Origin of the sequence: Rhizobium rosettiformans W3 (genome assembly GCF_004912135.1) — a bacterium.
GTDB lineage: Bacteria > Pseudomonadota > Alphaproteobacteria > Rhizobiales > Rhizobiaceae > Allorhizobium > Allorhizobium rosettiformans.
Genome location: NZ_STGU01000010.1, coordinates 86,371 through 103,911 on the forward strand (window position 1 = coordinate 86,371; position 17,541 = coordinate 103,911).

The 17,541-nt window shown below is 60.2% G+C and carries 19 protein-coding genes; 18 read left to right on the forward strand and 1 reads right to left on the reverse strand.

Features of this window, described 5'->3' with window-relative positions:
* Positions 1-113 precede the first annotated feature (113 nt).
* The 15 genes from FAA86_RS17395 to folD all read left to right on the forward strand — a co-directional run bounded on the left by FAA86_RS17395 (position 114) and on the right by folD (position 12,329).
* Entirely contained in the window at positions 114-1,319 is a 1,206-nt protein-coding gene (locus FAA86_RS17395; protein ID WP_136542423.1) for a flagellar hook protein FlgE, read from the forward strand.
* Between the two features lie 21 nt (positions 1,320-1,340).
* Positions 1,341-2,795 carry a flagellar hook-associated protein FlgK gene (gene flgK / locus FAA86_RS17400; RefSeq protein WP_136542424.1) on the forward strand — a complete coding sequence of 485 codons (1,455 nt, stop codon included), beginning with the start codon at positions 1,341-1,343 and terminating at the stop codon, positions 2,793-2,795.
* A 6-nt stretch (positions 2,796-2,801) separates the two neighbouring features.
* Positions 2,802-3,863 carry a flagellar hook-associated family protein gene (locus FAA86_RS17405; RefSeq protein WP_113459874.1) on the forward strand — a complete coding sequence of 354 codons (1,062 nt, stop codon included), beginning with the start codon at positions 2,802-2,804 and terminating at the stop codon, positions 3,861-3,863.
* Positions 3,864-3,901: 38 nt separating this feature from the next.
* On the forward strand, positions 3,902-4,249 hold the full coding sequence (gene flaF / locus FAA86_RS17410) for a flagellar biosynthesis regulator FlaF (protein WP_113459873.1): 348 nt from the start codon (positions 3,902-3,904) through the stop codon (positions 4,247-4,249).
* Positions 4,246-4,695 (forward strand): flagellar biosynthesis repressor FlbT, encoded by a 450-nt coding sequence (flbT, locus tag FAA86_RS17415; protein ID WP_006726382.1) that lies wholly within the window; start codon positions 4,246-4,248, stop codon positions 4,693-4,695. The genes flaF and flbT overlap by 4 nt, the downstream gene beginning before the upstream one ends.
* A complete protein-coding gene (gene flgD / locus FAA86_RS17420; protein ID WP_136542425.1) occupies positions 4,686-5,135 on the forward strand; it encodes a flagellar hook assembly protein FlgD in 450 nt (149 codons plus the stop codon). Before flbT ends, flgD begins: the two co-directional genes overlap by 10 nt.
* A 59-nt stretch (positions 5,136-5,194) precedes the next feature.
* The gene (gene fliQ, locus FAA86_RS17425) at positions 5,195-5,461 is read left to right on the forward strand and encodes a flagellar biosynthesis protein FliQ (RefSeq protein ID WP_113459870.1); all 267 of its coding nucleotides are present in this window, start codon (positions 5,195-5,197) and stop codon (positions 5,459-5,461) included.
* Positions 5,462-5,565: 104 nt separating this feature from the next.
* Complete coding sequence (gene flhA, locus FAA86_RS17430; protein ID WP_113459869.1) at positions 5,566-7,653, forward strand: flagellar biosynthesis protein FlhA; 2,088 nt, start codon at positions 5,566-5,568, stop codon at positions 7,651-7,653.
* Entirely contained in the window at positions 7,650-8,399 is a 750-nt protein-coding gene (gene fliR / locus FAA86_RS17435) for a flagellar biosynthetic protein FliR (RefSeq protein ID WP_136542426.1), read from the forward strand. The genes flhA and fliR overlap by 4 nt, the downstream gene beginning before the upstream one ends.
* Before the next feature lie 67 nt (positions 8,400-8,466).
* Entirely contained in the window at positions 8,467-8,820 is a 354-nt protein-coding gene (locus FAA86_RS17440; protein ID WP_210309974.1) for a hypothetical protein, read from the forward strand.
* A 33-nt stretch (positions 8,821-8,853) separates the two neighbouring features.
* Positions 8,854-9,414 (forward strand): rod-binding protein, encoded by a 561-nt coding sequence (locus FAA86_RS17445; protein WP_113459866.1) that lies wholly within the window; start codon positions 8,854-8,856, stop codon positions 9,412-9,414.
* Positions 9,415-9,443: 29 nt separating this feature from the next.
* Complete coding sequence (locus tag FAA86_RS17450) at positions 9,444-9,809, forward strand: hypothetical protein (protein WP_113459865.1); 366 nt, start codon at positions 9,444-9,446, stop codon at positions 9,807-9,809.
* On the forward strand, positions 9,809-10,348 hold the full coding sequence (locus FAA86_RS17455) for a flagellar basal body-associated FliL family protein (RefSeq protein ID WP_113459864.1): 540 nt from the start codon (positions 9,809-9,811) through the stop codon (positions 10,346-10,348). Before FAA86_RS17450 ends, FAA86_RS17455 begins: the two co-directional genes overlap by 1 nt.
* Before the next feature lie 135 nt (positions 10,349-10,483).
* Positions 10,484-11,308: a WecB/TagA/CpsF family glycosyltransferase gene (locus FAA86_RS17460; protein ID WP_136542427.1), complete on the forward strand. Its 825-nt coding sequence runs from the start codon at positions 10,484-10,486 to the stop codon at positions 11,306-11,308.
* A 121-nt stretch (positions 11,309-11,429) separates the two neighbouring features.
* Positions 11,430-12,329 carry a bifunctional methylenetetrahydrofolate dehydrogenase/methenyltetrahydrofolate cyclohydrolase FolD gene (gene folD, locus FAA86_RS17465; RefSeq protein ID WP_136542485.1) on the forward strand — a complete coding sequence of 300 codons (900 nt, stop codon included), beginning with the start codon at positions 11,430-11,432 and terminating at the stop codon, positions 12,327-12,329.
* 23 nt (positions 12,330-12,352) lie between these two features.
* Here folD and FAA86_RS17470 read toward each other — a convergent pair whose 3' ends face one another.
* The gene (locus FAA86_RS17470; RefSeq protein ID WP_113460286.1) at positions 12,353-13,378 is read right to left on the reverse strand and encodes a LacI family DNA-binding transcriptional regulator; all 1,026 of its coding nucleotides are present in this window, start codon (positions 13,376-13,378) and stop codon (positions 12,353-12,355) included.
* A gap of 280 nt (positions 13,379-13,658) precedes the next feature.
* Here FAA86_RS17470 and FAA86_RS17475 point away from each other — a divergent pair, with 280 nt between their 5' ends.
* The 3 genes from FAA86_RS17475 (at position 13,659) to FAA86_RS17485 (ending at position 17,527) form a co-directional block, all read left to right on the forward strand.
* Positions 13,659-15,011 (forward strand): ABC transporter substrate-binding protein, encoded by a 1,353-nt coding sequence (locus FAA86_RS17475; RefSeq protein WP_113459862.1) that lies wholly within the window; start codon positions 13,659-13,661, stop codon positions 15,009-15,011.
* Between the two features lie 96 nt (positions 15,012-15,107).
* The gene (locus tag FAA86_RS17480) at positions 15,108-16,349 is read left to right on the forward strand and encodes a carbohydrate ABC transporter permease (RefSeq protein ID WP_136542428.1); all 1,242 of its coding nucleotides are present in this window, start codon (positions 15,108-15,110) and stop codon (positions 16,347-16,349) included.
* A gap of 14 nt (positions 16,350-16,363) precedes the next feature.
* Complete coding sequence (locus FAA86_RS17485; protein ID WP_113459860.1) at positions 16,364-17,527, forward strand: carbohydrate ABC transporter permease; 1,164 nt, start codon at positions 16,364-16,366, stop codon at positions 17,525-17,527.
* Positions 17,528-17,541 lie beyond the last annotated feature (14 nt).

Consider the following 17,541-nt stretch of genomic DNA (forward strand, 5'->3'; position numbering starts at 1 on the left):
CCGCAGTTTTTTCCTCGCCGCGAGGTGAAAACTTGAAGGGCCCTCGAGCCAGACAGCTTCACGCAAGGCCCACCTCATACTCTCCCCATTGACTACAAAACGAGGATTTTGACATGAGCCTTTACGGAACCATGCGAACGGGTGTCTCCGGCATGAACGCCCAGTCGAACCGGCTGAGCACTGTCGCTGACAACATCGCCAATTCCAGCACCGTTGGCTACAAGAAGGCCTCGGTGCAGTTTTCATCCATGATTTTGCCGGCCACGAACGGCGCCTACAATTCCGGTGGCGTCGAAACGGATGTCCGCTACTCGATTTCGAGCCAGGGCACTTTCAGTTACACCACCTCGACGACCGACCTCGCCATCAACGGCGACGGCTTCTTCATCGTCAAGGGTGACGATGGCACCCCTTACATGACCCGCGCTGGCTCCTTCGTCCTGCAGGACGACGGCACGCTCAAGAACACCGCAGGCTACACCCTGCAGGGCTACGAATACGATTCGAATGTCGATCCGACGATCGTCGTCAACGGTTTCGACGGTCTCGAGCCGGTTGACCTTTCCGGTTCCGGGATCTCGGCCGTCGCATCGACATCTGGTGCGTTGAACGTCAACCTGCCGAACTCGCTGGCTGTTGGCGAGCAGAAGACCACGTCCTTGAAGGTCTATGACAGCCAGGGAACGAGCCGCCTGATCACCTTCACTTACGAGAAGACGGCGGACAACGAGTGGGAAGTCTCGGCGGTGGAAGCCGACGGCGGCACCACGGTCGTCACCCCGACCCTGCTTCAGTTCGACACCGATGGAAATCTCGTGAGCCCGGTTCCGGCCCAGCTAGATATCCTGACCTACAACATCGCCGGTGCGACGGTCGAAAACATCGCGCTTGATATCGGCAACACCACGCAGCTCGCCTCCGACTTCTCTGTCGAAGAAGGTGAAGTCGACGGTAACGCCGCGTCGAAGGTCAAGGGCTACGAAATCGACGACAAGGGCATTGTCTCGATCGCCTATGAAAATGGCGACCTGGTGCCGAAGTTCCGCGTCGCGCTTGCCAGCGTCCAGAGCCCCGACAACCTCAATCCAGTGGCTGGCAACATGTACACCCAGTCCAACGATTCAGGCGTCGTCATCCTCGGCTACGCCGGCTCCAGCGGCTTCGGTACGATCCTGTCCGGCGCTCTCGAAGACTCCAACGTGGATGTCGCCGAAGAGCTCACGGCCATGATCGAGTCCCAGCGGAATTACACCGCAAACTCCAAGGTTTTCCAGACGGGCTCCGAGTTGATGGAAGTCCTGGTCAACCTGAAGAGATAATCGAAAGAGTAGGTTAGTCCTATGTCGCTTGCATCGTCACTCAATACGGCAAACTCGATTTTCCGGAACACGTCGCAGCAGACGTCCGTGATCTCGACGAACATCGCCAACACCGGCAACGAGAACTACGTTCGCCGGGATGCGGTGGTCACGCAGACCGTATACGGTTTCTCGTCGGTGCAGAACGAGCGGTCGCAGCAGATGGCGCTGCTTCGGCAGATGGCATCCTCGACTGGGCAGCAAAGTGCGCAGTCGACGCTGCTCGACGGACTGACCACCCTCTCCGATGCGCTCGGCGGCAATGATTACGAGCTGTCGCCGTCCGCCTACCTTGCCAATCTGCAGAGCAGCCTTCAGTCTTTTGCCGCCTCGCCCGGTGAGTATGCACTCGCCTCCACGGTGGTGACGGACGCCATCGACGTCGTGAACTCGCTGAACAATGCGACCGCGACGACGCAGGAACTGCGCGAAGACACCGACGCCCAGATGTTCGAGCAGGTCGAGACGCTGAATAAGCTTCTCGCCGAGTTCAAGATCGTCAACGATACGGTCGTGCGCCAGACGGCAACCGGCGGAAACGCGGACGATTATCTCGACCGGCGCGATACGCTGCTCAAGGAGATCTCCGCGATCGTCGGCGTTTCCGTGAACATGCGCGACAACAGCGACATGGTGCTCTACACCTATGACGGCACGACGCTGTTCGAGACCGATCCTCGCGAAGTCAGCTTCGTGCGTACTTACACGTACGACTCGACCGTAACCGGAAATGCGATCTACATCGATGGTACGCCGGTCCGTGCTGGCGTCGGCGGCAACACCGATGGCCAGGGTTCGCTTGCCTCGCTGGTGCAGATCCGCGACGTCATCGCGCCGACCTTCCAGACGCAGCTCGACGAAATCGCCCGCGGCCTCATCGAGGCCTTCCAGGAAGTCGACACCCTCGGCGGTGGCGAACTGCCCGGTCTCTTCACCTGGCCGACCGGCACTGTTCCGGCAACAGGCACTGTCGAACCTGGACTGGCTGCCCTTATTCAAGTCAATCCGGCTGTCCGCTCAGATGCCGGAGGCGACCCGATGCTGATCCGTGACGGTGGCATCAACGGTGCGGCCTATGTCCAGAACGTCGATGGCTCCTCCGGCTACACGGATCTGATCAATTCCTACGTCGATGAGCTTGCAGCCAACCGCAGCTTCTCCGCGGATGCCGATCTCAAGACCGATGCGAGCGTCCTGTCCTTCGCCAGCAACTCGATCGGCTGGCTCGAAGAGCTGCGCTCGAACGCGACGACGGCAAACGAAAACAAGCAGGCGCTCTACGAGCGGACCTTCCAGACCTATTCTTCCAAGACGGCCGTCAGCCTCGATGAAGAACTCTCGCTGCTGCTCGATGTAGAGCAGTCCTACAAGGCCGCGGCAAAGCTCGTCTCCACCGTTGACGAGATGCTGAGGGCCGTTCTCGAAATGGCGGGGTAATCCCTGATGTCGACAGCCAGCGTTTCTAATCTTTCGACCCAGACCTCGATGCGGCTGACGATCCGTCAGGCGCAGAACGAGCTGCTCAAGTCGCAGCAGGAGGTCAGCACCGGGTTTTATGCGGATATCGGCGCCGAGCTCGGCAGCAAGACCTCGACTGTGGTGGACCTCAATCGGGAAAGCCTGCGGCTGAACTCGATGATCAGCAACAACTCGATCGCCACCCAGCGTCTCTCGGCCTCTCAGGAAGCCTTGAAGCAGATCGCGACCGCCGCGGAAGAGATGAACAACGCGCTGATCACCATCTCCGGTTCGTCGAACAGTGACACGATCAACACCACGATCATGACGGTCAGCAATTCGCTGTCGACCATGACCAGCATGGCCAACCAGTCGGCCAATGGCGAATTCCTGTTTGCCGGCATCAACACCGATGTTCAGCCGATTGCCGAATACACCGACACTTCGGCGGCCAAGACGGCCTTCGATGCGGCGTTCACGACCTACTTCGGCTTCCCGCCCACCGACACGGCAGGCACCGCGACCATCGCGGCGACCGGCACGCCGAGCATGGAAGACTTCATCACCACGGTGCTGGAGCCGATGTTCACAGGTGCGGACTGGACCACCAATTGGTCGAGCGCCACCGATCAGGCCATGACGAGCCGCATCACGCAGTCGGAGACGGTGCAGACCTCCGCGTCCGCCAATGAGAACGGCTTCCGTTACTTTGCGCTGGCCGCCATCGTCACCAAGGAGCTGATGACGATTGGTGCTCCGGCCAATGCGGTGACGACGGCGATCAACAAGGCGATCGATTACACCGGTCGAGCCATCACCGGGATCAACTCGACGCGCTCGGAACTTGGTCTTTCGCAGAACCGAATTGAGAAGGCGGATGCCTCGCTCAAGGTTCAGGTGGATATTATCGAGACCAGCCTGTCTAGCAAGATTGAAGTAGATGCGTACGAAGCGTCGACTCGCGTTAACTCTCTGCTTTCCATGGTGGAAGCATCTTACACGCTGACCTCGAAGATCCAGGCGTTGAGTCTTGTCAACTACCTTTGATGAGCAAAGGGTGAAATGAAACTGTGAAGGGCAACTGAATGTACCAGTTCTCATATGCCGAAATCATGGAGGATGGCGTCGCTGACGCCAAGGAGCGCGAACGGCAGGCCCTTGACCGTTGCATCCAGCTCCTGAGCGCCGCGCGGGACAAGAAGGGGTATTCCCGCGAGGCGATTGAGGCATTGTTCTATACCCGCCGGGTCTGGGTCCGGCTGATTGAAGATCTGCAAAACCCCGAAAACCAGTTGGGCGAGGAAGTCCGCGCCAACCTGATTTCCATCGCCATCTGGATTTTGAAAGAGTGTGACCGAATCCGCAAACGCGAGTCGGAAAACTTCCAGGGCATTATCGACGTGACAACCATCATCAGGGATGGACTTAAATGAAGAGCACTTTGCGCATCTCGCTCAAGTCGGGCGAACGTATTTTCATCAATGGAGCGGTTCTGCGCGTCGACCGCAAGGTTGCCCTCGAGTTCCTGAACGATGTCACCTTCCTGCTCGAGAACCACGTTCTCCAGCCGGAGCAGGCAACGACGCCGCTGCGCCAGCTGTATTTCATCGCCCAGATGATGCTGATCAATCCCGAAGGCAAGGATCAGTCGCTGGCCATGTTCCGCAAGTCGGTCATCATGCTGCTGTCGTGCTTCGAGAACGAAGAGATTCTCGCCGAACTGAAGCGTATCGACGGAATGGTGTCCTCCGGCCGCGCCTTTGATGCCCTGAAAGCCATCCGCCAGCTTTATCCGATCGAAGATCGCATCCTGAACAATCAGGAAATGGCGCCGGCAACGATCGAACAGATCCGCAAGGAAATTGCGCCATGGCGGTAGACGCAGTCACCGGCACCACGACGACGACCACAACGCAGTCGACGTCGAACAGTGCGGCAAGCCAGGCATCTGCCAAGGCTTCTCTGGATTATGACAGCTTTCTCCAGCTGCTCATCGCCCAGATGAAGAACCAGGATCCGACCGATCCGATGGACGCCAGCGAACAGATTGCGCAGCTGGCGACGTTCTCGCAGGTCGAACAGTCGATCCAGATGAACTCCAACCTCGAGACGCTGATCACGGGCAATGCCCTGACAAACGCCTCGTCCTACATCGGCAAGACCATCACCAGCGCCGATGAAAAGACCAGCGGCGTCGTGGCCTCGGTTCGCGTCTATAGCGACACGATGGTGGCCACTACGACCGAAGGCAAGGAAATCCCGATCGTTGTCGGCGTTCGTGTTGGCACCGCGCCCGCAACCGAGACGACCGACTCCTAACGTGCTAGTCCTTTCGGAGTGGATGGCATGATTCGCCGCTCCGAAAGGATACCCGTCTCATGAATGAGGCTGATGCTCTCGATATCTTGCAGGCCGCGATCTGGACGATCATCATCGCCTCGGGTCCGGCCGTTGCTGCCGGCATGATCGTCGGCGTCGTCATTGCCCTGATCCAGGCACTGACCCAGGTTCAGGAAATGACCCTGACCTTCGTTCCGAAGATCCTGGCGATCATGATCACCATCGGCATTTCGGCCCCCTTCGTCGGCGCGCAGATCAATCTGTTCACGAACCTCGTCTTCTCGCGAATACAATCCGGCTTTTAGCCGGGCTCTGACACCCTCGCGCAAGCTTCACCTTCTATCTCTCTCGGGCAGACTGCCGGAAGCATGGTCTTCCGGATGACTTCTCATGAAGAGATGGAACGGACATGGCGCAACCACCTGCACTCGTAATCCCGAAGGCAAGCCCGAGCGGGCGTGACATCGGCTTCGCGTTCGGGATCGTAATGATCCTGTGCATTCTGTTTCTGCCGATCCCGCCCTTCCTCATTGACGTCGGCCTGGCCTTCTCGATCGCGCTCTCGGTGCTGATCCTGATGGTTGCCCTCTGGATCCAGCGTCCGCTTGATTTCTCGTCCTTCCCGACGATCCTGCTGATCGCCACCATGATCCGCCTGTCGCTCAACATCGCGACGACACGCGTGATCCTGACCCACGGCCACGAGGGCCATGGTGCCGCCGGCGGCGTCATCGCGGGCTTCTCGAACCTCGTGATGGGCGGCGACTTCGTCATCGGTCTCATCGTCTTCCTGATCCTGATCACGGTGAACTTCATAGTCATCACCAAGGGTGCGACCCGTATCGCGGAAGTCGGCGCCCGCTTCACCCTCGATGCCATCCCCGGCAAGCAGATGTCGATCGATGCCGACCTGTCGGCAGGCATCATCGACGAGAAGGAAGCCCAGCACAGACGCCGCGAACTGGAGCAGGAAAGCTCCTTCTTCGGTGCCATGGACGGTGCGTCCAAGTTCGTCCGCGGCGACGCGATCGCAGGCCTCATCATCACGGCGATCAACGTCGTCGGTGGTATCGTTATCGGCTACTTCCGCCACGGCATGGAGCTCGGCGAGGCGGCCGACGTTTTCGTCAAGCTCTCCGTCGGTGACGGTATCGTTTCCCAGGTTCCGGCGCTGATCGTCTCGCTCGCCGCCGGCCTTCTGGTCTCGCGCGGCGGCACGCCCGGTTCGACTGACCAGGCCGTCGTCAATCAGCTGAGCGGTTACCCGCGCGCGCTTTCGGTCGCCGCAGCCCTCATGGGCGCGCTCGCGCTGGTGCCGGGTCTGCCGCTCATCCCCTTCACTGCTCTTGGCGGCCTGATGGCGTTTGGCGCCTGGTTCATCCCGCGCCAGTTGGAAGCTGAAAACAAGCTGAAGCGCGAACAGGAAGAAAAGAAGGTCATCCAGAACAAGGAAGCCGAGAAGGATTCGGTCAAGTCGGTCCTCAAGACCTCCGAAATCGAATTGGCGCTCGGTAAGCTCGTCTCGACCCGCCTGCTTGGCGCCCACCAGGAACTCGCCTTCCGCGTCGGCAAGATGCGCAAGAAATTCGCGAGCCAGTACGGTTTCGTGGTGCCCGAAATCAAGGTCACCGACGATATCGCGATCCCGGAAAAGGCCTACCAGATCCGCATCCATGGCACGACGGTCGCGTCGAACAATCTGCGCGTCGGCGAAGTCCTCGTTGTCACCGGTTCCGGTCGCAAGCCGAATGTGCCCGGCGACGAGATCCGCGAACCTGCCTTCGGCATGCCGGCCGTCTCGGTTCTGGAAACCTTCACCGAGGAACTGAAGCGTGAAGGCTTCCACCCGATCGACAACGTGTCGGTGGTTCTCACCCACGTCTCGGAAGTCATCCGCAACAACCTGCCGCAGCTCCTGTCCTACAAGGATGTGAAGGTCCTGATCGATCGTCTGGATCCCGAATACAAGAAGCTGGCCGACGAGATCTGCTCGTCGCACATGTCCTATTCCGGTCTGCAGGCGGTGCTGAAGCTGCTGCTGGCCGAACGCGTTTCGATCCGCAACCTGCATCTCATCCTCGAAGCGGTTGCCGAACTCGCGCCGCATGTTCGCAAGACCGAGCAGATCGTCGAGCATGTCCGCGTTCGCATGGCCCAGCAGCTCTGCGGCGACCTGACCGACAACGGCGTGCTGCGTGTCCTGCGCCTCGGCTCCAAGTGGGACCTCGTCTTCCACCAGGCACTGAAGCGCGATGCCAAGGGCGAAATCGTGGAGTTCGACATCGATCCGCGCAGCCTGGAAGAGTTCTCGGAGCAGGCCAGCCAGGTTATCCGTGAATTCATGGACCGAGGACTGCCCTTCGTTCTTGTCACATCGCCCGAAACACGGTCCTATGTGCGCATGATCATCGAACGACTCTTTGCCACCTTGCCGGTTCTCTCGCATGTGGAACTGGCCAAGGGCATCGAGATCAAGATTTTGGGCTCCATTTCATGATTGCTGACCCGCAGGGGACTGTGCTGGTACTCTTTGCGATCTTCTGTCGCATCGGTGCCTGCATCATGACCCTGCCTGGTTTTTCATCGGCCCGCATCTCGACCACGATCCGCTTCTTTTTGGCTTTTGCGGTCTCGCTGGCCATGACGCCGCTTCTCTTCGACACGATCTATCCCCGCGTGAGCGGAACGGCGGCGTCATTGGTCGGCGTGATCGTCTCGGAACTGCTGATAGGGCTGATGTACGGTCTGGTTCCGCGTCTCTATGTTTTGGGCCTGCAGTTTGCCGGCTCGGCGGTTTCCATGGCCATCGGCCTCAACACCCCCGGTGCCATGGACGTGCTTGAAGACAGCTCCGAAAACCAGATGACCAACCTCATCTCCTTCGGTGGATTGCTCGTGCTCTTCATGCTGGATTTCCACCATGTGGTCTTTCGGGCTTTGGTCGACAGCTACGCCGTGATGCCGCTCGGCGGCATGCCGGACAGCCAGAAGATGCTGATCACGCTCACCGATACCTTGTCGCAGACCTTCATGCTCATGTTGCGCTTGGCGAGCCCGTTTCTGATCTTCGGCCTGATGTTCAACTTCGCCGTCGGCCTCGTGAACAAGCTCGCCCCCCAGGTGCCCGTCTTCTACATCTCCACGCCTTATCTGCTGATGGGTGGCCTGTTGCTGGTCTATTTCACCATTGGTGCCATGGTAATGCAGTTCGCGCAGTATTTCCCGATGATCTTCAACTTCTGACGAGGAAGCCGTGGGGCCGCAGAAAAAATCCGACAAGCTGAAGCGTCTCGTCGCCGTGCAGCGTCACATGGAACGCATGGCCGAGAGCGATCTCGGCATCACCGCGCAGCGCATCGAAGAAAACGCGCGCTCAATGGAAACCGTCATGGAAGCGATCGGCTCGCTCGAACCGCTGCACCGGCTGTTCGCGCAGAATTATGCCGATCGCTTCGACCGCCTGTCGAACACGGACAAGCAGCTGCATGGTCTCCAGCAGGTCCAGGAAATGAAGCTGATGCGCGAGCGCGCCAAAGGCGATCGCCTGGAGGAGAACATGAAGGAAGCGCGCGATCACGAAGAACGCGAGCGCGACGATGATGCCATCTACGACCTGATCGACATCAAGTTCGCCACACCAGCCTCCGACAAGCTTCACGAGTGATAGTCGCCTCGAACGAAAATCGAGGATGTCACCGTGGCCATTTCTCCTCCGAGCGATCTGGTGCTGGACGTGATCCGCGCCGCCGATCCGGCGCAAGTCGCTGCCGCCCAGGAACAGCTGAAGACCAACCGCGCTAACTTCATGGCGAACAGTCTCGCCGAGAAGGGCGCAGGCTTCAGCGCGACCGTCGACATTCTCAACCGGACCACCAATGCCGCGCGGATCGAAGCCACGGCCGAAAAGACCGAGGAAGTCGGCAAACCGCCGAAGATCTATCGCGATTTCGAAGCCGTCTACCTGACGAACTTCGTCCAGAGCATGCTTCCGGACGAGAGCGAGGAAGTCTACGGCAAGGGCAATGCCGGCGAAATGTGGAAGAGCATGATGGCAGAGCAGCTCGGCTCGACGCTCGCCGAATCGGGCGGCGTGGGCATTGCCAAGCAGATGTATGAAGAGGCTCTGCAGCGCGTTCGCGGCGAAGAGAGCGTCAATGCCGCCACTGACGAGACGGATCGCGGCCTCGCCATGAGCTGGGTGACGGATCTCGAACGCCGCACCCTCGGCGCTGCCGCAGACACTGACACCAAAAACTGATCGAATTTCGAAAGACAGGGCAGAATTTCATGGAAGTTGTTTCGAGCGAATATCGTGTGAAGACGGTCTTGAGCCGCCTGGAGCGCATCATCGACAATGAAAACGAACGCATCGGCAAGGATCCGGAGTTCGACTTCAAGGTATCGAACGCGCATAAGAGCCGTTGCCTCTACGAGCTGACCATGCTGTTCCGTGACACCGATCCGCGCGAATTCGCCGTGAACTACGTCGAGCAGCTGCATGTCCTGAAGGAAAAGCTCGCCATCAACGCGCGTCGCGTCGAGGCCCACCTGGCCGCAGTCCGCGCCGTCGCCGATCTCCTGAAGAACGCCGTGCGCGACGCCGATGGTGACGGCACCTATTCTCAGGAACAGTTCCAGTTCAGCGAGTTCTGATGGGCAAGATACTCGGAATCGGCCTTTGGGTCTGCATTGTCACGCTGGGGGCCGTCTATGGCTCGATCTACCTGGCGACAGCCCCTGCCGGCCCGAGCGAGGAAGAGACGAAGAAGGCCGCCCTGGAGCTGATCCGGGGCGAGCCGATCACCATTCCCGTCATCGGCAATGGTGATGTCACCGGCTACTTCCTCACCCGCATCTCCTTCATGATGGACAAGGAAAAGGTCAAGGGACAGACGCTGCCCACGACCGAGTTGATGACCGACCAGCTCTTCACGCTGCTGGTGGGCAACAAGATGGTCGATATCGGCAATGTCTCCGCCTTCGACGTCAACGACTTCCGCGAGAAGATCAAGACCGAGATGAATGCAAGGCTGGGCGAGGGCATGGTCGATCAGGTGCTGATCGAGCAGCTCGACTATGTTTCCAAGGACGCAGCCCGCAAGGCCGCCGACGGCGGATCCAAGCCGATGGAGATGACGACCGTCGTCGAAGGCGAAAAGGTCGAGGAACAGCCGGCATCCTCAGGCCATTGATCGCGCAGCGGGGGTTATCCCGCCGCGGCAGGGTAAACGAAGTCTTTCGCCAGACGTGAAACTTCGACTGCCGGTTTTCACTTGAATTTCAGCTGTCGCTGATACGGTCCGAAGCCTAGATCTTCGGGACCTCTCATGCCAGCTTCCTCGTCTACTGCTTTAAAACAACCGGTCGACGGCGCTCCGCAGCTCGTCCCTGAACATCCGGTTCCCGTGCTGCCGATCCTCGGCATGCCCGTCCATGACCTCGGCTGGAATCAGGCGCTGGCGCTTCTGGAGCGCAAGCTGGTCTTACGCGACGGCTTCACTCACATTGCCTTTCTGAACGCCAACAATGCCAATGTCATGGTGCGCGATCCCGAATATCGCGACGTGCTCAGCCGCTGCCTGGTGCTCCCCGATGGGATCGGTGTCGATGTCGCCGCGCAATTCCTGCACGGCGGTCGCTTCACGGCCAATCTGAACGGCACCGACTTCGTACCAGCCGCGCTGACCTTCATCTCCAAGCCCCTGCGCGTCGGGCTTCTCGGTGCGACCTCGGAGGTTCTTCAGGCGGCCGCCAGAAACTTCCGCAAGCGCACTCCGTGGCACGACTTCATCGAGATTTCCGACGGCTATTTCGATCGCGCCGATCCGCAGGTGATCCTGAACCGCATCGAGGACGCCCGCATCGATTTGCTGTTGGTTGCCATGGGCACGCCCCTGCAGGAAAAATGGGTCGATCGCCACCTGACGGCAGAGCATGCCCGCGTTGTGATCAGCGTCGGTGCGCTTCTCGACTTCGTCTCGGGGCGTGTGGCGCGTGCGCCGGGCTGGATCCGACAGCTGCGATCCGAATGGCTGTTTCGCCTTTGGCTCGAGCCCTCTCGCCTCTGGCGGCGTTATGTCCTCGGCATTCCCGTCTTTCTCGGCCATGTGATCCGCCACCGGCTGCGCCAGCCCGACCCGAAGCCGGCGTGAGATCGAGCTCCAATCCTGCCTTGCAATATGCCGCAATTTGACAGCATAGGACGGTGACAGGCAAATGGTGCCCTTCCGTTGGCGCTAGCTTGCCGCCAGTGGAAGATGGGGATTGAGCACAGTGACAACGGTAATCGACGGAAAGGCAGCCGCCGCTTCGGTCATCGAAGCGGTAACCTCAGCGGCAACGACGCTCGAAAGTTCCGGCCATCGCAAACCCGGCCTTGCCGTCGTCATCGTCGGTGACGACCCGGCAAGCCATGCCTATGTCGGCGCGAAAAGCCGCATGGCCAAGCAGTGCGGCTTCAACTCCATCCAGCATACGCTGCCGGAAGAGACCTCGCAGGAAGACCTGATGGCGCTGGTCGCCGCGTTGAACGCCGATCCCGATATCGACGGGATCCTTGTCCAGCTCCCTCTTCCGAAACATCTCGACAGCGAGCCGGTCATCCAGTCGATCCTGCCGGAAAAGGACGTCGACGGACTGCACATCCTCAATGCCGGCAAGCTGGCGACCGGTGACCTGAAGACCGGGCTCATCTCCTGCACGCCCGCCGGCGCCATGATCTTGGTCCGCCAGATCCACGGCAAGGATCTCTCGGGCCTCAACGCCCTCGTTATCGGCCGCTCGAACCTTTTCGGCAAGCCGATGGCGCAGCTTCTGCTGAATGCCAACGCCACCGTCACCATCGGCCATTCGCGCAGCCGTGACTTGCCGGAACTTGCCCGTCAGGCCGACATTCTGGTGGCTGCCGTCGGTCGAGCCGAAATGGTCAAGGCCGACTGGCTGAAGCCGGGCGCGACCGTCATTGATGTCGGCATCAACCGCGTCGCGGCTCCGGAAAAGGGTGAGGGGAAGTTCAAGCTGGTGGGCGATGTTGCCTTTGCCGAGTGCAAGCCGATCGCCAAGGCCATCTCTCCGGTTCCCGGCGGTGTGGGACCGATGACGATCGCCATGCTGATGGCCAACACCGTGATCGCTGCCCATCGCCGCGCGGGTGTTGCAGCACCGAGCTTTTAAGCGAGGCCGGTCGTGAGACTGATTTAGGTTGGTGCCGGGCCCGTCGAGGCCCGGACAACCAGTTCCACCTTCCACAATTCCTGCTCCGGGGCTGCCGGTTCGCTCTGGTTGATCATCGCGATCAACCGTTCGCCGATGCGTTTTCCCGCAGCGCGCAGTGACGAACGTGTGGTCGTCAGCGGGATGGAGAAATTCTCCGGCTTCAACAGCGGCAACTCGTCGTCATGGGCAATCAGCGAGATGTCCGTTCCGAGCTTCAACCCGACTTCGTTCATCGCCCTGACGGCGCCCAGCGCGAGAACGGTACTGGCGCAAAGAACGGCGGTCGGGCGATCGGCCGAGGCCAGGATCTCCTTCATGCCGCGATAGCCCTGTTCGTCGCCCATGAAGCTGTGCCGGGTGTGGCGGGGATCGAGCAGCAATCCCTTTTCCGCTAAGGCTTTCTCGGTCCCGAGCCTGCGGCGGTGGGCAAAGTCGAGATCCGATGGGCCGTTCAGCAACGCAAATCGCTGATGCCCGAGCTGCAGAAGAAAGCGCGTCGCATCGTAGAAGGCGCCTTCATTGTCCACGTCGAGGAAGGGATAATCCAGCTCCAGTCCGAAGGACCGGCCGTGAACGATGAAGGGCAGGGACAGGGACTTCGCCATCGTGATCCGCGGATCCCGGTCGCGTACATAGGCAAGATAATAGCCGTCGACACTGCCGCTCGCGACCAGCCAGCGGATCGCCTGTTCCTCGTCCTCGGCACGGGAGGGCATGATGACGAAATGGAAGTCGTGAACGATCGATGCCTCCGCCAACCCGCTTTGGAATTCGGCAAAATGCATGTCCGAGCTGTGATCGGGAGAGATCGGCATGATCAACCCGATGGAGCCGGCCTTTCCGGTCGCGAGCCTCTGGGCCGCGCGGTTCGGCCGGTAGCCGGTTTCCCTCGCGGCCTGGAGCACGCGTTCCCGTGTCTCCTTGTTGACCTCCGGATAGCCGTTGAGCGCCCGGCTGATCGTCGTCTGCGACAGGCCGAGCATCTGCGATAGTTCTTTGAGATTCACTGCAGGCATTCCTCTCCCTTGCCTGACCGCGCATTCCCTCCAAAGGCGGTCAAAGCGCTTCGACTATGGCGCAGACGCCCGGGCAGCCACAAGAGAAAAATGCCAAAAATCAATGCACCTGCTGCTGGGCGGGCAGGAGATTGCGCCTAAATGTGGCGGAACCAGAAAAGCGCTTGACTCGCGATGGAACCCAATGGGATGAAATAGGGGCCAAAGCGCTTTGAGGATTATGCGCTGAACAAGGACGATTGGCCGTCCGATGTGATGGGAGGTAAATCACATGAAGAAGATGTTTTTGATGACCGTGGCGGCAGCCGCGCTCGTGGCTGGCTCGGTCACCGCACAGGAATTGAAGTTCGCTCCGGGTGAAGACAGCAAGTTCAACTGGGCAAGCTACGAAGAGCTGAAGAAGACCCAGCTCAATGGCGAGCAGCTCACCATTTTCGGCCCCTGGCTCGGCCCGGACCAGGTGCTTGTCGAAAGCGTTCTGGCTTACTTCGCAGCCGCTACCGGCGCTGACGTTCGCTACACCGGTTCCGACAGCTTCGAACAGCAGGTCGTTGTCGACCTCGAAGCCGGCTCTGCCCCGAATATTTCGATCTTCCCGCAGCCGGGTCTCGCATCCGACATGGCAAAGCGCGGCTTCCTCACCGATCTCGGTGCTGAAAACGCAAGCTGGCTGAAGGACAACTACGCTGCTGGCCAGTCCTGGGTCGATCTCGGCACCTATGCCGGCAAGGACGGCAACAAGGCCTTCTACGGCTTCCCCTTCAAGACCGACCTGAAGTCGCTCGTCTGGTACTCGCCGGAGAACTTCGAGGATGCCGGTTACGAAGTGCCGCAGACCATGGAAGAGCTCAAGGCTCTGACCGAGAAGATCGTAGCTGACGGCGGTACGCCGTGGTGCATCGGTCTCGGTTCGGGTGCTGCCACCGGCTGGCCGGCCACCGACTGGGTTGAAGACATGATGCTGCGCACGGCATCGCCGGAAGACTACGACAAGTGGGTTTCCAACGAGATGAAGTTCGACGATCCGGTTGTCGTCAACGCCATCAACGAGTTCGGCTGGTTCGCCAAGAACGACAAGTTCGTCGTCGGCGGCGCCGGTGCCGTTGCCTCGACCGACTTCCGCGACAGCCCGAAGGGCCTCTTCGCGTCGCCGCCGCAGTGCTACCTGCACCGCCAGGCATCCTTCATCCCGTCCTTCTTCCCCGAAGGCACGGTCGTCGGTGAAGACGCAGACTTCTTCTACTTCCCGGCCTATGCGGAGAAGAATCTCGGCAGCCCGGTCCTCGGCGCTGGCACGACCTTCACCATCACCAAGGACAGCAAGGCCGCTCGCGCCTTCATCGAGTTCCTGAAGTCGCCGATCGCTCACGAAGTCTGGATGGCCCAGAAGGGCTTCCTCACCCCGCACAAGGGCGTGAACCCGGAAGTCTTCACGGACCCGACGGTTCGCAAGATGAACGACATCCTGCTGCAGGCCACCACCTTCCGCTTTGACGGTTCCGACCTCATGCCGGGCGCTGTCGGCGCTGGCAGCTTCTGGACCGGCATGGTTGACTTTGTCGGTGGCAAGTCGGCTGAAGATGTTGCAAAGTCGATCCAGGCGTCCTGGGACGGCATCAAGTAAGCTGCCATAGAGCAGAGCTGCCTCACGAACGTCCGGGCCTGATGGTCCGGGCGTTCGCACAAAAAAATCAGAAGGCATGCGGAGGGGGAGACCATCATGAATCCAGCGTTGCAGGCTCTGATCACGATCATCATCGGTGTCGGTGGATGCGTCGGGTATTTTTATCTGTCGAACATGTTCATCGACAGGGTGCTGTTTCCTGCCAAAGGGGAACATGCCGGGCGCAACATCAATCGCGCCAACATGGTCCGTCCGTGGCTCTTCCTGTTTCCTGCGATCGTGGCCCTTGGCCTCTATCTGGTCTATCCCGTCATCGCCACGCTCTGGCTCTCGGTCACCGATCGGAGCGCCGGTGGCGCTTTCGTCGGTCTCTCGAATTACCAGCGCATGGCCGGTGAATCGAAATTCTGGGAAGCGATCCGCAACAACCTGCTTTGGCTGATCGTGGTCCCTGCGGTTTCGACCGCCTTCGGTCTTCTCGCCGCGCAGCTCACCGACCGCATCTCCTGGGGTAGCATCGCGAAATCGCTGATCTTCATGCCCATGGCGATCTCCTTCGTCGGCGCCTCGGTCATCTTCAAGCTCGTTTATGACACCCGACCGGCCGGTGAAGAGCAGATCGGTATCTTGAACGCGATCTGGCTGTCCTTCGATGGCGGCGCGGGAACGGTACTGGTGCTGCGCATCCTGCCGGCACTCTTGCTTCTCGCCTTCATTGCCTTCGTTGCCTATGGCATCTACCAGCTGCTGCGCCCGCTTGCCGGCGGCATCGGCTATCACGGCGGCAGCTCGAAGCTCGGCGTGGTCGTGCGCGTCGTCCTCACGCTCGCCGGCGCCTGGCTGTGCTTCCGCGCGCTGGTCTCGATCTACACCGTCATGACCTTCGCCTATCCCTATGGCGAGCCGCAGACCTGGCTGACCATCCCCTTCTGGAACAACTTCTTCCTGATGGTCGTGTTGATCTGGATCCAGACCGGCTTTGCCATGGTCATCCTGTCGGCCGCCATTCGCGGTATTCCGGAAGAAACGATCGAGGCTGCCGTCATCGACGGCGCCAACGATTTCGAGATCTTCTTCAAGATCAAGATCCCGCAGATTATGGGCACTGTCGTCGTGGTCTGGACCACGATCACCCTCGTCGTGCTCAAGGTCTTCGACATCGTCTTTGCGATGACGAATGGCCAGTGGGAAACCCAGGTTCTCGCCAACTACATGTTCGACAAGCTGTTCCGCGCCAATGACTGGGGTGTCGGCTCTGCAAGCGCCATGGTCATCATGCTGCTCGTTCTGCCGATCCTGGTCTGGAACGTCTACAACGCTCGTAAAGAAATGCGCTGAGGGGAGGCGGGACCATGGCAAAAATCGCAGGCAAGAAATCCGGCCTCGTCTGGGCAGTCCATCTTTCGGTAGCCGCACTGGTCGTCCTGTGGCTGCTGCCGACGACCGGCCTCTTCATCTCCTCCTTCCGCACCGCGGACCAGATCGCGACCAGCGGCTGGTGGAGCTCGCTCTTTGCGCAGGAGCAGAACCTCGTGCTGCGCACGGCGGATCCGTCGACGCAGCGCCAGGAAGGCAATCTCTGGGTCATCGAAGGCAATGTGCTGGCCGAAGGCGGCGCCTCCGCCGATGCGGAAATTTCCGCCTGGGGCACGTCCTCCCGTGCCATCAGTGAATACGAACCCGGCGCGACCGCCGACATGGGCGACGACGGGCGTGTGACGCTGCAGGCAAATGGCGATTATCGCCTCGAAAGCGACACCGAAATGACCGGGAGCCGTGGCGAGCGCATCTTCGTCACGGCCGAACTGCCGCCCGAGTTCACGCTCGACAACTACGAGACCGTGCTCTTCTCATCTTCGACCACGGATTCGATGGCCAAGGCCTTCTTCAACACCCTGACCGTTACCATTCCGGCGACTGTCATCCCGATCGTCATTGCAGCCTTTGCGGCTTATGCGTTGGCCTGGATGGAGTTCCCCGGGCGTGCCCTGCTGATCGCCGCGGTGGTTGCGCTTCTGGTCGTGCCGCTGCAGCTCGCGCTGATCCCGCTTCTGCGCCTGCATCTGTCGATCGGCATCGGCAAGGGTTACCTCGGTGTCTGGCTTGCCCATACGGGCTTCGGCCTGCCGCTCGCGATCTACCTCTTGCGCAATTACATGGTCGGGCTTCCGCGCGACATCATCGAATGCGCCAAGGTGGACGGTGCAACGGACTTCCAGATCTTCACGCGCATCATCCTGCCGCTGTCCTTCCCGGCGCTGGCATCCTTCGCCATCTTCCAGTTCCTCTGGACCTGGAACGACCTGCTCGTCGCCAAGGTCTTCCTGATCGACGCCACGGGGGACACGACGGTCATGACCAACCAGATCGTGGAACTGCTCGGCACGCGCGGCGGCAACTGGGAAATCCTCGCAACGGCCGCCTTCGTCTCGATCGCGGTCCCGCTTCTCGTCTTCTTCTTCATGCAACGTTATCTCGTGCGTGGCCTCCTTGCCGGTTCGGTCAAGGGTGGCTGACGCGAGATCTTAAA

Coding starts and splice junctions, on each gene's coding strand:
- FAA86_RS17395 (WP_136542423.1), top strand. CDS start 114: ATGAGCCTTTACGGAACCATGCGAACGGGTGTCTCCGGCATGAACGCC.
- flgK (WP_136542424.1), top strand. CDS start 1,341: ATGTCGCTTGCATCGTCACTCAATACGGCAAACTCGATTTTCCGGAAC.
- FAA86_RS17405 (WP_113459874.1), top strand. CDS start 2,802: ATGTCGACAGCCAGCGTTTCTAATCTTTCGACCCAGACCTCGATGCGG.
- flaF (WP_113459873.1), top strand. CDS start 3,902: ATGTACCAGTTCTCATATGCCGAAATCATGGAGGATGGCGTCGCTGAC.
- flbT (WP_006726382.1), top strand. CDS start 4,246: ATGAAGAGCACTTTGCGCATCTCGCTCAAGTCGGGCGAACGTATTTTC.
- flgD (WP_136542425.1), top strand. CDS start 4,686: ATGGCGGTAGACGCAGTCACCGGCACCACGACGACGACCACAACGCAG.
- fliQ (WP_113459870.1), top strand. CDS start 5,195: ATGAATGAGGCTGATGCTCTCGATATCTTGCAGGCCGCGATCTGGACG.
- flhA (WP_113459869.1), top strand. CDS start 5,566: ATGGCGCAACCACCTGCACTCGTAATCCCGAAGGCAAGCCCGAGCGGG.
- fliR (WP_136542426.1), top strand. CDS start 7,650: ATGATTGCTGACCCGCAGGGGACTGTGCTGGTACTCTTTGCGATCTTC.
- FAA86_RS17440 (WP_210309974.1), top strand. CDS start 8,467: ATGGAACGCATGGCCGAGAGCGATCTCGGCATCACCGCGCAGCGCATC.
- FAA86_RS17450 (WP_113459865.1), top strand. CDS start 9,444: ATGGAAGTTGTTTCGAGCGAATATCGTGTGAAGACGGTCTTGAGCCGC.
- FAA86_RS17455 (WP_113459864.1), top strand. CDS start 9,809: ATGGGCAAGATACTCGGAATCGGCCTTTGGGTCTGCATTGTCACGCTG.
- FAA86_RS17460 (WP_136542427.1), top strand. CDS start 10,484: ATGCCAGCTTCCTCGTCTACTGCTTTAAAACAACCGGTCGACGGCGCT.
- FAA86_RS17475 (WP_113459862.1), top strand. CDS start 13,659: ATGAAGAAGATGTTTTTGATGACCGTGGCGGCAGCCGCGCTCGTGGCT.
- FAA86_RS17480 (WP_136542428.1), top strand. CDS start 15,108: ATGAATCCAGCGTTGCAGGCTCTGATCACGATCATCATCGGTGTCGGT.
- FAA86_RS17485 (WP_113459860.1), top strand. CDS start 16,364: ATGGCAAAAATCGCAGGCAAGAAATCCGGCCTCGTCTGGGCAGTCCAT.